Below are 13,729 nucleotides of genomic sequence, written 5' to 3'. Positions count from 1 at the left end.
AAAGACAGTAGCTTATCCAACCTTTTTTGTAAAATCCGCATTTCACGCTTTGGTTAGCTTTTCGAGGGCATAAAATTGGAACTCAGTGGCGGACAAATTCTTGTCCAATGTCTTAAAGATGAAGGTGTCGAATTTGTATTTGGCTATCCGGGTGGCTCTGTCTTGCACATCTACGATGCCATTTTCCATCAAGACGACGTAAAACACATCCTGGTGCGCCATGAGCAAGGCGCCACCCATTCGGCCGACGCCTATGCACGCGCGACCGGCAAACCGGGCGTGGTGCTGGTCACCTCCGGCCCGGGCGCGACCAACGCCGTGACCGGGATCGCGACAGCCTACATGGATTCGATCCCGATGGTGATCATTTCCGGCCAGGTGCCGTCGCCGGTTATCGGCAGCGACGCGTTTCAGGAAGTCGATACGGTCGGCATCACTCGCCCCTGCGTCAAACACAACTTCCTGGTCAAGGACGTCAACGACCTGGCCGAAACGATCAAGAAAGCGTTTTACGTGGCGACCACCGGCCGTCCGGGCCCGGTATTGGTCGACGTACCCAAGGACATCACTGATCCCAATATCAAGATACCTTACAAATATCCGAAAAAAGTCAGTATGCGCTCTTACAACCCGGTGGTAACTGGCCACAAGGGTCAGATCAAACGCGCCGTGGAAATGCTGTTGGGTGCGCAACGGCCGATGATTTATTCCGGCGGCGGCGTGATCTTGGGCGAAGCCCATGAAGAACTGACCGAATTGACCCGGATGCTGGGTTATCCGATCACCAACACGCTGATGGGCTTGGGCGCCTATCCGGCCACCGACAAGCAGTTCGTTGGCATGCTCGGCATGCACGGTACTTACGAAGCCAATATGGGCATGCACGAAGCCGACGTGATTTTGGCGGTCGGCGCCCGCTTCGACGACCGTGTCACCGGCAAACTGGCCGAGTTTTGCCCCTATGCCAAGATCATCCACATCGACGTCGATCCAGCCTCGATCTCAAAAACCGTGAAAGTGGACGTACCGATCGTCGGCGAAGTCAAACCGGTGTTGCAACAAATGATCGAACTGGTCAAGGACAGCAAAACCAAGCCGTCAAAAGCGGCGCTGGAATCTTGGTGGCAATTGATCCAAAGCTGGCGCGACGTCAATTGTCTGGAATACGACCGCGAAAGCCGGATCATCAAGCCGCAATACGTCGTCGAACAGCTATATGAAGTGACCAACGGCGAAGCGTTCGTGACTTCGGACGTCGGCCAGCATCAAATGTACGCTGCGCAGTATTACAAGTTCGACAAACCGCGGCGCTGGATCAACTCCGGCGGCCTGGGCACAATGGGCTTCGGCTTACCAGCGGCAATCGGCGTCAAACTGGCGTTTCCGGATTCCGACGTAGCCTGCATCACCGGCGAGGCCAGCATCCAGATGTGTATTCAGGAACTGTCGACCGCGTTGCAATACAAAACACCGGTCAAGATCATCAACCTGAACAACCGTTACATGGGCATGGTTCGCCAGTGGCAGGAATTTTCTTACCAAAGCCGTTACTCGCACTCGTACATGGACACGATCCCGGATTTCGTCAAACTATCCGAAGCCTACGGCCATGTCGGCATCCGCGTCGAAAAACCGGAAGAAGTGCGCGACGCCTTGAAACAAGCATTCGAAATGAAGGACAGAACTGTGTTCCTCGATTTCATTACCGATAGAACCGAAAACGTATACCCGATGATTGAAGCCGGCAAAGCTCACCACGACATGAAATTGCGCGTCGCGCCCGGCACCCCGGTCGAGAGGGAGTTGTCCTGATGCGCCATATCATCTCCATTTTGATTGAAAACGAATCCGGCGCCCTATCGCGGGTGGCCGGCCTGTTCTCGGCGCGCGGCTACAACATCGAATCGCTGACCGTCGCCCCGACCGAAGATCCCAGTCTGTCGCGGATGACCCTGGTCACCAGCGGCAGCGACGAGATCATCGAGCAGATCACCAAGCAATTGAACAAACTGATTGATGTGGTCAAATTGATCGATCTGGCCGAGTCGGCCCATATCGAGCGCGAATTGATGCTGGTCAAGATCAAAACCACGCACGACACCCGCGAGGAAGTGAAACGCATGGTCGACATTTTCCGCGGCAAGATCATCGACGTGACGCCGAACAGCTATGTGGTCGAAATGACCGGCCAATCCAACAAACTGGATGCCTTCATTCACGGCTTCGAGGAAGGCAGCATCATCGAAGTGGCGCGTTCCGGGCCGACCGGCATTTCCCGCGGCGAGAAAGGCTTACATCTTTAAATGCTAGCGGAGCGCGAACCCACTGCGCTCCGCACAGCGGCCGCCAAACACAATTTTTAATTCACACCAAGAGTAACGAGAAACACTATGCAAGTTTATTACGACAAAGACGCCGATCTCTCGATCATCCGCAGCAAAAAAGTTGCCATCATCGGCTACGGCTCGCAAGGCCACGCCCATGCCAACAACCTGAAAGACTCCGGCGTTGACGTCGTGGTCGGCTTGCGCTCCAACTCCGCGTCCGTCGCCAAAGCCACCAACAGTGGTCTGATCGTGAAAGATGTACCGGAAGCCATCGCCGGCGCCGACGTGGTCATGATCCTGACCCCGGACGAATTCCAATCCAAACTGTACAAAGAAGAAATCGAGCCTAACATCAAACAAGGCGCGGCCCTGGCTTTCGCCCACGGTTTCTCGATTCTGTACAACCAAGTCGTACCGCGTGCCGACCTGGACGTGATCATGATCGCCCCGAAAGCGCCGGGCCACACCGTGCGTTCCGAATTCGTCAAAGGCGGCGGCATTCCTGACTTGATCGCCGTGCATCAAAACGCTTCCGGCCAAGCCAAAGAATTGTGCTTGTCTTACGCTTCCGCGATCGGTGGCGGCCGTTCCGGCATCATCGAAACCACCTTCCGCGACGAATGCGAAACCGACCTGTTCGGCGAACAAGCAGTACTGTGCGGCGGCGCGGTGGAACTGGTCAAAGCCGGTTTCGAAACCCTGACCGAAGCGGGCTACCCACCCGAAATGGCCTACTTCGAGTGCTTGCACGAACTGAAATTGATCGTGGATTTGATGTACGAAGGCGGCATCGCCAACATGAACTACTCGATCTCCAACAACGCCGAATACGGCGAATACGTCACCGGTCCGCGCGTAATCAACGACGAAAGCCGCAAAGCGATGAAGGAAGCCCTGAAAAACATCCAGGAAGGCCGCTACGCCAAGCAATTCATCCAGGAAGGCGCCACCGGCTATCCGGAAATGACCGCACGCCGCCGCCTGAACGCCGAGCACCCGATCGAAACCGTCGGCGCCAAACTGCGGGCGATGATGCCTTGGATTAAAGCCAACCAAATCGTCGATAAAAGCAAAAACTAAGCTTATCGGCTAGGATTAAAGCCCATCTCCACGATGGGCTTTTTTTTGCCTGCAGGATTTCAAATATGACCAATCTTGCGCATTCGCTCTGCATCACCCTACTAGCCGCAGCGCTAGCTAAGCAGGCCTCCGCCGACTTCATGCAATGGAGCAACAGCGAAATCCAATATCTGCACGGCGGCAACTACCAAGAGCCTTTCAATCCTAACGACGTCAGCCAAGCCATCGTCACGATCACTCATGCCCACGGCTGGGCGTACGGCCGCAACTTTTTCTTCATGGACACACTGTTCAGCGAATCCGGCCAGCAGGCGCAAACCCATTTATACGGCGAAGCCTACAGTACCTTCAGCTTGAGTAAAATCGGCGGCCTGGATTTATCGTACGGGATTTTCAAAGACTTTGGCCTGACCGCCGGCATCAACCTCGGCGAGAACATGAACAGCCGACAAAGCGGTTTTCGGGCCTGGCTGTACGGCATCAGCGTCGATTTCGACTTACCCGGCTTCAATTACTTCAACATCGATTTTCTGCGCCAACGCGTCACCGAAACCGCCGACATTGGTACCTCCTGGCAAATCACCCCATTCTGGCAATTACCGTTTCAAATCGCCGGCACAAAATGGAGTTTCGAAGGCTTCGCCGATTTCATCGGTCGCAACCAGACCGCCGCTCGCCAGGCGCTGGCCCAACCGCAATTGAGATTGGACCTGGGCGATTTCTGGGGTGACTCAGGCCATCTGTTTATAGGCCTGGAGTACCAATATTGGCATAACAAGTACGGCATCAAAGGCTTGCACGACAATGTGCCGCAGGCTTTGCTGGTCTGGAAATTCTGAACGGTTCGAGGGCGACCAAACTATCTGGAGACAGATTGCCGCACTGTCCGCTTTACAGCGCGCAATCCCGCCCTGTCACGCAATCGCAATAGCACGCCCCGGACCGAGCATGTAAAATGCCGCCAACTTGTTACCGCTTGCAACCGCCATGCTGAAAAATCCTCAACCGAAACGCCACCGCGGCATCTATCTGCTGCCCAACCTATTTACCACAGGCGCCATGTTTGCCGGTTTTTACGCGATTACGTCTGCGATTAACGGCCGTTTCGAGACGGCGGCGATTTCATTGTTCATCGCCATGGTACTTGACGGCCTGGACGGCCGGGTCGCCCGCTTGACCAACACCCAGAGCGAATTCGGCGTGCAATACGACAGCTTGTCGGACATGGTTTCCTTCGGCGCCGCACCGGCCATAGTCATGTATTTATGGACTTTATCCAGTATGGGCCAGGCCGGTTTGTTCGCGGCTTTTGTGCACATGGCCGGAGGCGCATTGCGGCTGGCGCGCTTCAACACCCAAGTCGAGGTCGCGGATAAACGCTACTTCCAGGGCCTGCCCAGCCCGGCAGCGGCAGCGATTCTGGCCGGCGGCCTGTGGTTTTGCGTCGAGAACGGCTACGACGTAGAAAACTTCAAATATCTGGTGTTGCTGGCCACCATCACCACCGGCCTGCTGATGGTCAGCAATTTCCGCTATTCCAGCTTCAAAGAAATCGATCTGAAAAACAAAGTGCCGTTCATCGTCGCGATTATCGCGATGCTGGTCATCAGCTTTGTCATGGCTCAGCCGCAACGCATGCTGTTCCTGCTGTCGGTCGGTTACGCCGCATCCGGCCCGATCATCACGCTGGTAATGCGCAAACGCCGGCTACAAAGCCGCAAGGGCTAGACGTGGCCGACGCCGACGGTAATTTGCTGAGTACAGCGCTTTACCGTCAGTGGCGCCAATATCGCAAACGCCTGAAAGCCTGCTGCCAAACTTGCAGCGAAGACCACGTCCACGCTTTGCGCACCGGCATCCGCCGTTTGTTGAGCATGCTCGGGCTATTACAACAAATCGGCCCTTGCCGACCGCTGACGCCGTTACGCAAGACGCTAAAACACCAACTGGACAGCTTCGACGATCTGCGCGACGTGCAGGTCATGCTTTACGAAGTGGCCGGCAAACTGCCGCAATTGCCGGAATTAAGCGACTTCCTCGACCACCTGCACCGACGCGAGCAACAACAACTGACACGTTTACCTGCGCTCGTTGCCGAGCTGCGCCAAGCCAAACTGCGCCGAAAAATCGATAAGGCGGCGCGCCAATTTCGGCATCCCAAAGCCCACCGAAACCAAATCTCTGGCGACGTACTCAACGCATTGGACCGAATTTATGCGGAAGCGATGGCGCGCTACGCTGCGGTTTCTGTCGAAGACCTGCACAGCATCCACCGCCTGCGTATCTCCGTTAAAAAACTACGCTATGCCATCGCCGCGATGGCGGCAACCGTCCCGCGATTGCCGGCCGACCACGACCAACGCTTGCAACGCTATTTGACCACCATGGGCGAGATCCAGAATACCGTCGTCATGCTCGCGGCGCTGCAGAGCTTCTACGGCGGAAATCCACCGGAATCGGCGTTGGCACACTATCGGCAGCGCCAAAACCAGTTGATCGGCGAATTTGTCGCTCGCCGCGAAGAGTTATTCGGTTTCTGGCGCCCCGCCCCCGATCAAGCCTTCCCCTGGCAGTAAACGCCGCCGGTATTGCCGGCCGCGGCTTTATAGTACAATTTCGGGCAGTTTTCGGCCGCGACGGCGGCGCACGATTTTTTCACAAAACGGGTTCAGACAAATGGCAACGATGGATGATAGAGACGGTTTGATATGGCTAGACGGGAAATGGGTTGACTGGCGTGACGCGAAAGTCCACGTCCTGACCCACACCCTGCATTACGGCTGTGGCGTCTTCGAAGGTCTGCGCGCTTACAAAACCGACAACGGCACCGCCATTTTCAAACTGGCCGAACATACCGACCGTCTGTTCCGTTCCGCGCATATCATGAACATGAAAATGCCGTATTCCAAGGACGAGATCAACCAGGCCCACCGCGACGCGGTCGCCAAGAACAACCTGGAGTCGGCCTATATCCGCAGCATGGTGTTCTTCGGTTCCGAAGGCATGGGCCTGCGCGCCGACAACTTGAAAGTCCACGTCATGATCGCGGCCTGGACCTGGGGCGCTTATCTGGGCGCGGAAAACATGGAAAAAGGCATCCGCATCCGCACCTCGTCCTACACCCGCAACCATGTCAACAGCACGATGTGCAAGGCCAAGGCCAACGGCAATTACATCAACTCAATCCTGGCCTTGCAGGAAGCGCTATCGACCGGTTACGACGAAGCGCTGCTGCTGGACCACGAAGGTTTCTGCGCCGAAGGCAGCGGCGAGAATCTGTTCATCGTCCGCAACGGTAAGATTTATACCCCGGAAACCACCTCGGCGCTGGAAGGCATCACCCGCGACACACTGATGACGATAGCTCGCGAACAAGGCTATGAAGTCATTGAAAAACGCATCACCCGCGACGAAGTTTACGTCGCCGACGAAGCCTTCTTCACCGGTTCCGCCGCCGAAGTGACGCCGATTCGCCAATACGACAACCGCGACATCGGCTCCGGCAGCCGCGGCCCGATTACCGAGAAGTTGCAAGCCTTGTATTTCGACTACGTCCAAGGCCGCCGCGCCGACCACAAGGAATGGTTGACGCTGGTATCCTAAACCGACGTGCCTGCCCCGCATAACATCCTGGTCGTCGGCCCATCCTGGGTCGGCGACATGGTGATGGCGCAAAGCCTGTTCATCACGCTAAAACAACGCCTCCCCGATTCTCATATCGACGTCCTGGCGCCGGCCTGGTCTTTGCCGTTATTGGCAAGAATGCCGCAAGTGCGACAAGGCATAGCCATGCCGCTCGGCCACGGCCAATTCGGCTTTGGCGCCCGGTTTGGCTTGGGCCGTCAGCTTCGCGACAGTTACGACCAAGCCATCGTCCTGCCCAACTCCTGGAAGTCAGGGCTGGTGCCGTTTTTTGCCGGCATCCCGCTACGCACCGGCTATCTTGGCGAATTGCGCTGGGGTCTGCTCAACGACCCCCGCCGACTGGACAAAAACCAGCTGGCAATGACGGTGCAACGCTTTGTCGCGCTGGGACTGCCTGCTGCAAACGAACAGCCGCCGGCCTATCCGATTCCGCAACTGGCGATCAGCGCCGAACAGCGCCGACAAGTCTGCGACAAATTCCGCATCGATGCCGACAAAAAAATCCTGGCACTGTGCCCCGGCGCCGAATACGGTCCGGCCAAGCGCTGGCCGGCTGAGCATTTCGCCGCCGTCGCCAATGCCAAAATCGGCGAAGGCTGGCAGGTCTGGTTGTTCGGTTCCGATAAAGACCGACCGGCGGCCGACGCCATCGTGAATTTGACCGGCGGCGTCTGCCGCAATTTCGCCGGCGAAACCTCGCTGGCCGAAGCGGTCGACTTGCTGTCGCTGGCCGACGCCGTAGTCAGCAACGACTCGGGCTTGATGCACGTGGCCGCGGCGCTGGACAAAAAAATCGTCGCCGTTTACGGTTCCTCCGATCCGGGCTTTACCCCGCCGCTGAATCCGGCCGCGCATATTCTGACCCTGAAATTGGAATGTTCGCCCTGCTTCAAACGCGACTGCCCTTTCAGCCACACCCGCTGTCTGGTCGACCTGCGCCCCGAGCAAGTTCTGGCCGCACTGGAAGCCGACCGATGAAAATCGCGGTCGTCAAACTATCGGCATTGGGTGATATCGTGCATGCGATGGTAGCCTTGCAGTTCATCAAGGCCGCCTATCCGGATCTGACAATCGACTGGATCGTCGAAGAACGTTTCGCCGGGCTGCTGGCAGACAATCCGCATATCGATCAGGTGCTGCCGCTGAATTTGAAGGCCTTGAAAACCGATAAGCTGCGCATATTCGGCGAAATCGGCAAGGTCCGCGGTTATGCCAAGCACGGCTACGATCTGGTAATCGACGCCCAGGGCTTGATCAAATCGGCCTTGGTCAGCCGGCTGCTGGCCGCCAATTGCGCCGGCTTCGATCGCAATTCGATCCGCGAAAAATCGGCGGCCTGGTTTTACGCTCAGACCGTCGCCTGCCCTTACGATGCCAACACCATAGACCGCAATGTGACGGTGCTGACCCGGCCGCTCGGGCTGGAGGTCGGGACCGATCGCATCCTGGAAAAACAGCCTTTTCTGTTTTTTCGACCGCCGCGAATCAGGCTGGAAGACTATTTTTCCAAGCAACAAAGCAATATCCTGCTGGTGGTTGGCTCGACCTGGCCCAGCCGCAATTATCCGCTGGAAAAATATCTGCAGGTGATTTTCGGCGTGGAAGCCAATTTTCTGATCTGCTGGGGTAACGAAAAGGAACACTGGATGGCGCAATGGCTGGCGGAACGCAGTCTGGCGCGAGTGTTGCCGCAGATGAACCTGAACGACTTGAAAGCGGTCGTGGCCAAATCCGATCTGGTGATCGGCAACGACACCGGCCCGACCCACATGGCCTGGGGCATGAACCGGCCGTCTATCACCTTGTTCGGCCCGACACCTGTCAGCCGGGTATACCAGACCGAAATCAACCAAGTGCTGAAATCGCCGTCCGTGGTCGATCCGTTCAAGCTGAACAAAAACGATTTTTCGATCGGCGAAATTCCGGTAGCCGATATCGTGGCCTTGGCCAAACAATTGTTGCCAAAGCCTGCCGCCGAAACGGCAGAAAGTTAAAGCCGCTCCATCGCCGCAAAGCTGGCGAGCAATTCGATAAACGGCTCGTCGGTTGCCGGAAGCCTCGCTATGGCTAAATTGGAATGCACGGCTTGACTCAAATCGATGCGTTGTTCCTGAAACAGCAACTGTTTGTTGGAGTCGGCAATGACGCGGCACGCCGGCCGGCCTGGATCATCAGCCGGCATCTGATCCACCATCGCCAACACGCCATTGGACAATTCGACAACACATCCCGGCGGATAGACGGTGACGGCCTCGATCAAGCCAGCCACCGCGACGGCATCGAATTGTGTCGGACTCGCCTGATATAGATACCGGAGCGCTTCGACTTTGCTTTGCGCCGGCCGGTCGGCGCGATCGCTAAGCAGGGCTTCATAGACCGATGCCGCGCCCACCAGCCGGGCCGGCAAGCCGATTTGCCCGCCGGCCAAACCGCGCGGATAGCCTGCACCGTCCGGCCGTTCGTGGTGATCCCCGACAATCTCCAGCACCGTGCTCGGCACCTCCGGCGTCGTCGCCAGCAGCGCCAATCCCGTCGTTAGATGTTGCCGAATTTCTAGCTGCTCCGCGTCGGTCAGCACCGAGGCTTTGCCTAAGATGGCTTGGGGCAGCTTTAGCAAACCGAGATCATGCAATAGCGCGCCGATTGCGGTATGCCGCACCAGCTCCGGCGCCAATGCCTGCCGCTGTGCCAGAGCTGCAGCCAGAAAACAGACGTTGACCGCTTTGTGCGCCAACCTGTCACCACTCTGGTGCCAGCCTTCAACCCGGTTTAGCGAGATGCTGCCGCTATCCAGCACAGACACAATTTCGCAGGCAATGTCTTCGACGGCGGCGAAATCCAAGCCGGCGCCGGCGCGAATCCTGCCCAACACCGTTTCGAAACGGCTCCGGAACGGCAGCAACGGCCCCGGTTCCGGAGCGGCCGGCGCCGACCGGTCAGACGGGGTTGTGTAATCGTGTTCCGGCTCGGCTACGTCCAGCCCCTTCGCCAAATCGATGAACACTTCGCGGCAATACTGCCTTAAGGTATCGATGTCGGCGTCAGAGCGGATTAAAAACTTGGTGGTGAGAAACGGAATGTCTATCCATTTGCGGTCGGTACCGCATAGATACATGCCTTTACGCAGTTGGCTGGTGGCGATTTTTTTTACCATGGCAAAGAGTCGAAACGGTCTGTTGCGCAGCCGCAAGCGGGCTTCAGGAAACTTCCGGATACGCTTGGCTGAATTTACCGTCCCGGCAGTATTGGCTTAAGTCGATCCCGTAATCCTGCGGCCGCATAATTTGTTTGATCCCGTAACGCTTACCGTTTTTGTCGGTAGCGGTCACCGCCAGATCGAGGATGTGCTCGGCGATTGGCTGTTTGTTCTCGTCTTGAATCAGCAAAATTTTCGGCTTCAGCCGGTCGGCTCGGTTTTGTTCGACAATGACGCCAACTTCGCCGTTACTCAACTCGGCTAAATTGCCTTGCGGGTAAAAACCGATGCAGTTAATGAATTGAGTAACGAAATTGGCCTCGTAGTGTTGATTCATGCCTTTTACCAAGATGCCCAGCGCCTCCAAATGCGGTTTGCCTTTTTGGTAAACCCGGTCGCTGGTGATCGCGTCGTAAGTATCGACCACCGTCACCAAGCGCGTGAACAACGATAGCGCTTCTTTTCCCAATCCGCGCGGATAGCCGGTGCCCGCCAGATGCTCGTGGTGAGCATAGGCCACATCCACCGCGCCGGGATAGGCGTTGCGCGCCGACATCAGCACATTGCGTCCGTGCAACGTATGCTGACGCATGATGGCCATTTCGTCGTCTTCCAACCTGCCGGGTTTGTTCAGAATTTCCAGCGGCACTCGCATTTTGCCGACATCGTGCATCAACCCGCAAAATCCGAGTTTGTTCAATTCCTGGACCGAGAGCTTCAACTCGCGCCCCAGCAATATCGACAACACGCAGACATTCATAGAATGTTGAGCGGTATATTGATCCTGATCCTTGAGCTGGGTTAACAACAGCATGGCATCCGGATTCTCCAAAACTTGATCCACCGTTTCCGCCACGGCCTGCTTCACCGCGCTGACGCTGAACTGGTTGCCGAAGCGGATGTCATCCAGCACCGTTTTAATCAGACTACCGGTTCGGTTGAACGTATTTGCGGTCTGGTTGAACGATCTGGCAAAACTCAAGTGCTTGAGCGAATCGCTGTTCCGGGTCGGAATTGCTCCGGCCGACGACTTTTGCCATTTGACGTCGATATAGACGTAATCGCAAATATCCTGAATCAACTTAATATCGGCTGGGCTTTCGATCACGATACGATCGAACATGAACGGCGATTCTTTCCGCGGTTCTTCCAATCGGCATACGCACATACCGACTCTCAATTCGTAGACATGAATTCTGAGCTCACCGTCGTCTTTACTACTCATACCTGCGACACATCCCAACACGTTTACACATTTCAGCAATGGATACAGCTTAATACAGTCAGCAGCCGAACCCTATAGTCATACGACGCCGATCCCGCAAAATTGCATCGTCAAGTATGCGGCAATTCACAGTTAGAATCGGAAGATTCGGGTAGTGCATGCAGTCAGGCCACACCAAGCGAACCCATGGACTTCCGGCGGTAATAATTCAATTGCCAGATTCGGATAAAGGTTTACACTGCATTTCCAACATGCCGGCAACCTCAGGCCGAAACCGATTTCGGCAGTCGTCGCCACATGCTTACGAACAATAAGAATAGCGCCAGATCGGCCATTTTCCCGGAGAGAATCGTTATGCTGTTGAATCACAACGATTTCCAAGTCGACGCCGACGAATTTTACAGCCCCGAGCCGGCACCGAAACGTTTGCGCCGCAGACACCTGTTTTTTCTGGTCCTGCTGCCGGCTTTAGCCGCGACCGAATCCTATGTGTTTCTGCAACCTGCCGTCTATCAAAGCCAGGCGCTGGTATTGACCACGGCGGCGAGCGATATAGACCAAACCCACGCCGTAGCGGATCTGGAACACGTCAATATCCAAAAACAGGTACTGCTGGGGCAAAACGTGCTTGATCAAACCGTGGCAGTACTGAATAGCACGGAGAATTCCCCGCATATCGGGGTCAACCAACTAAAAACCTTATTTCAGGTCAGCCCGATCGCGGATACCAATCTGGTACAACTCAGCGCCGAGGGCCACGAACCGCATTTTTTGCAAAAAGCCTTAAATACCTGGATTAGGGCCTACCAACAAATCCGCAGCGAATATATTGCCGAAATCAGCGATAAAGCCACGGTCGACATCAACGCCGAACTGATGCGCCTGGACCGGCAAGTACAAGACCAGCGCCGGAGCGTTGAAACCTTCCGCCGCGAACACGACATCGTTTCGCTGCAAAGCCCGGATAACGAAGCCCACGCCCGGTTGCAAGGACTAAACGGCGCGTTGAACAACGCCCAGGAAGAGGAAGTCAAGGCCAAGGCCAGACTCGAAGCGATCCGCGATGCTTTAGCGACCGGCAAAGCCGTGGTGACCGATACCGATTCGCAAACCCTGGCAGTATTGACGGCGCAAGCAGAAACCTTACGCGCAGCGCTGGAGCGCCAACGCAGCCAATACACCGACGAATACATCGATTTTCACCCGACGCTACGTACGGTTAAAATCCAACTGGCCGAACTGGAACGAAAAATCGCCGAGAAGGAGCAATCGGCCAGCCGCTTCGCCGAACAGGAGGCGGAGAATAATTACAATGCGGCCCAAGCCGCTGTGAAAAATCTGCGCCAGGAACTGGAACGGCATAAACAACAGGCAGCCGCTTACACCGACCGTTTTGCCCAACATCAGGCAATGTTGGAACAGCTGGCCAAACTGGAAGAGCTGCAAAGGCAGACTCGGCAACGACTGGTCGAAATCGAAGTAAAACAGCGGCAAAGTAATCCGCAGCTGGATGTGGTCGACTGGGCCTCGTTACCGGAAACCCCGATCAGGCCAGACTACACGGCGGAAGCGGCAATCGCCGCTGCCGCCAGTCTGATGCTGGCGTTATTGGTCGTCTGGCTGCGCGATTACCTGAACAGGGAACCGATGCTGGCGACTATCAACAGCGTCACCGAATACCAAATCTACCACCAAGCCGACCCTCAACTGACAGACCATCCGGCCCCGCCCCACGTGGAGTTCGACCAAGTCAAAAAACTAAGGCGCTGGGACGATCCGAAACCTCTACCCGACGATCCGTCCCATTCCTAGGCGCTACCGCAGCATCAATGCTAGAATCCGGCTTTTGTTAAACTCAAGCCAAAAGGAAATTCATGAGCCTCATTACCGTAGAGCACAACCCCAGCGAAGAGCGTTTGCAGGAACTGGGTGTAGCAAGCTGGCCGATCTGGGAAAAAGAAATCTCTACCTTCACCATCGATTTCGACGAGACCGAAACCGCCTACGTGCTGGAGGGTGAAATCATCGTCACGCCGACCGGCGGCGAGCCGGTCCGCATTCTGCCGGGCGATTTGGTCATGTTTCACGCCGGCCTCGACAGCCATTGGGAAGTCGTCAAACCGCTACGCAAACATTACCACTACGATTGATTGTTGCCGCAGGCTGGCACTGATCGAAAAGGCATCTGCGGATGCCTTTTTTGATTGCCGAACCCGCCTGGGTAATTTGTGGCCGAAAAGCCGACCCAGTCAGGAT

13 protein-coding genes are annotated in these 13,729 nt (G+C 56.1%); 11 read left to right on the top strand and 2 right to left on the bottom strand.

Annotated elements, in window-relative coordinates:
* Nucleotides 1-75: 75 nt before the first annotated feature.
* The 9 genes from AC0IM9_RS11530 to waaC all read left to right on the top strand — a co-directional run bounded on the left by AC0IM9_RS11530 (nucleotide 76) and on the right by waaC (nucleotide 9,046).
* Nucleotides 76-1,812 carry an acetolactate synthase 3 large subunit gene (locus AC0IM9_RS11530; protein WP_278212759.1) on the top strand — a complete coding sequence of 579 codons (1,737 nt, stop codon included), beginning with the start codon at nucleotides 76-78 and terminating at the stop codon, nucleotides 1,810-1,812.
* Nucleotides 1,812-2,303 (top strand): acetolactate synthase small subunit, encoded by a 492-nt coding sequence (ilvN, locus tag AC0IM9_RS11525; protein ID WP_278212760.1) that lies wholly within the window; start codon nucleotides 1,812-1,814, stop codon nucleotides 2,301-2,303. Before AC0IM9_RS11530 ends, ilvN begins: the two co-directional genes overlap by 1 nt.
* An 87-nt stretch (nucleotides 2,304-2,390) precedes the next feature.
* Complete coding sequence (ilvC, locus tag AC0IM9_RS11520) at nucleotides 2,391-3,407, top strand: ketol-acid reductoisomerase (RefSeq protein WP_140913126.1); 1,017 nt, start codon at nucleotides 2,391-2,393, stop codon at nucleotides 3,405-3,407.
* Between the two features lie 65 nt (nucleotides 3,408-3,472).
* Nucleotides 3,473-4,246, top strand: coding sequence for an outer membrane protein OmpK (locus AC0IM9_RS11515; protein ID WP_482804087.1), 774 nt, complete (start codon nucleotides 3,473-3,475; stop codon nucleotides 4,244-4,246).
* Between the two features lie 148 nt (nucleotides 4,247-4,394).
* The gene (pssA, locus tag AC0IM9_RS11510; RefSeq protein WP_140913124.1) at nucleotides 4,395-5,135 is read left to right on the top strand and encodes a CDP-diacylglycerol--serine O-phosphatidyltransferase; all 741 of its coding nucleotides are present in this window, start codon (nucleotides 4,395-4,397) and stop codon (nucleotides 5,133-5,135) included.
* A gap of 2 nt (nucleotides 5,136-5,137) precedes the next feature.
* A complete protein-coding gene (locus tag AC0IM9_RS11505; protein WP_482804086.1) occupies nucleotides 5,138-5,983 on the top strand; it encodes a CHAD domain-containing protein in 846 nt (281 codons plus the stop codon).
* 100 nt (nucleotides 5,984-6,083) lie between these two features.
* A complete protein-coding gene (locus tag AC0IM9_RS11500) occupies nucleotides 6,084-7,010 on the top strand; it encodes a branched-chain amino acid transaminase (protein WP_278212764.1) in 927 nt (308 codons plus the stop codon).
* Nucleotides 7,011-7,016: 6 nt separating this feature from the next.
* The gene (gene waaF / locus AC0IM9_RS11495) at nucleotides 7,017-8,030 is read left to right on the top strand and encodes a lipopolysaccharide heptosyltransferase II (RefSeq protein ID WP_482804085.1); all 1,014 of its coding nucleotides are present in this window, start codon (nucleotides 7,017-7,019) and stop codon (nucleotides 8,028-8,030) included.
* Complete coding sequence (waaC, locus tag AC0IM9_RS11490; protein ID WP_445372775.1) at nucleotides 8,027-9,046, top strand: lipopolysaccharide heptosyltransferase I; 1,020 nt, start codon at nucleotides 8,027-8,029, stop codon at nucleotides 9,044-9,046. Before waaF ends, waaC begins: the two co-directional genes overlap by 4 nt.
* Here the strand turns inward: waaC and AC0IM9_RS11485 are convergent.
* Together AC0IM9_RS11485 and AC0IM9_RS11480 are read right to left on the bottom strand one after the other, a co-directional pair.
* Nucleotides 9,043-10,206 carry a cyclic di-GMP phosphodiesterase gene (locus AC0IM9_RS11485; protein WP_482804084.1) on the bottom strand — a complete coding sequence of 388 codons (1,164 nt, stop codon included), beginning with the start codon at nucleotides 10,204-10,206 and terminating at the stop codon, nucleotides 9,043-9,045. The two genes, waaC and AC0IM9_RS11485, sit on opposite strands and share 4 nt — an antisense overlap.
* 43 nt (nucleotides 10,207-10,249) lie before the next feature.
* Nucleotides 10,250-11,473: a cyclic di-GMP phosphodiesterase gene (locus AC0IM9_RS11480; RefSeq protein ID WP_482804083.1), complete on the bottom strand. Its 1,224-nt coding sequence runs from the start codon at nucleotides 11,471-11,473 to the stop codon at nucleotides 10,250-10,252.
* 354 nt (nucleotides 11,474-11,827) lie between these two features.
* On the opposite strand from AC0IM9_RS11480, the gene AC0IM9_RS11475 reads away from it, so the two are divergent.
* Nucleotides 11,828-13,285: a GumC family protein gene (locus AC0IM9_RS11475; RefSeq protein ID WP_482804082.1), complete on the top strand. Its 1,458-nt coding sequence runs from the start codon at nucleotides 11,828-11,830 to the stop codon at nucleotides 13,283-13,285.
* 62 nt (nucleotides 13,286-13,347) lie between these two features.
* Nucleotides 13,348-13,623, top strand: a complete 276-nt coding sequence (locus tag AC0IM9_RS11470; protein ID WP_140913116.1) for a cupin domain-containing protein — start codon at nucleotides 13,348-13,350, stop codon at nucleotides 13,621-13,623.
* Nucleotides 13,624-13,729: the final 106 nt, after the last annotated feature.

The sequence above is a fragment of the Methylomonas sp. Uni0011 genome (assembly GCF_056850255.1).
This window is presented reverse-complemented; position numbering and strand designations above follow the sequence as displayed.

What these genes read in the sequence shown, in the direction of transcription:
- waaC (WP_445372775.1), top strand. Translation starts at nt 8,027, where the DNA reads ATGAAAATCGCGGTCGTCAAACTATCGGCATTGGGTGATATCGTGCAT.
- AC0IM9_RS11480 (WP_482804083.1), bottom strand. Translation starts at nt 11,473, where the DNA reads ATGAGTAGTAAAGACGACGGTGAGCTCAGAATTCATGTCTACGAATTG.
- AC0IM9_RS11470 (WP_140913116.1), top strand. Translation starts at nt 13,348, where the DNA reads ATGAGCCTCATTACCGTAGAGCACAACCCCAGCGAAGAGCGTTTGCAG.
- AC0IM9_RS11515 (WP_482804087.1), top strand. Translation starts at nt 3,473, where the DNA reads ATGACCAATCTTGCGCATTCGCTCTGCATCACCCTACTAGCCGCAGCG.
- AC0IM9_RS11500 (WP_278212764.1), top strand. Translation starts at nt 6,084, where the DNA reads ATGGCAACGATGGATGATAGAGACGGTTTGATATGGCTAGACGGGAAA.
- AC0IM9_RS11485 (WP_482804084.1), bottom strand. Translation starts at nt 10,206, where the DNA reads ATGGTAAAAAAAATCGCCACCAGCCAACTGCGTAAAGGCATGTATCTA.
- ilvN (WP_278212760.1), top strand. Translation starts at nt 1,812, where the DNA reads ATGCGCCATATCATCTCCATTTTGATTGAAAACGAATCCGGCGCCCTA.
- pssA (WP_140913124.1), top strand. Translation starts at nt 4,395, where the DNA reads ATGCTGAAAAATCCTCAACCGAAACGCCACCGCGGCATCTATCTGCTG.
- ilvC (WP_140913126.1), top strand. Translation starts at nt 2,391, where the DNA reads ATGCAAGTTTATTACGACAAAGACGCCGATCTCTCGATCATCCGCAGC.
- AC0IM9_RS11475 (WP_482804082.1), top strand. Translation starts at nt 11,828, where the DNA reads ATGCTGTTGAATCACAACGATTTCCAAGTCGACGCCGACGAATTTTAC.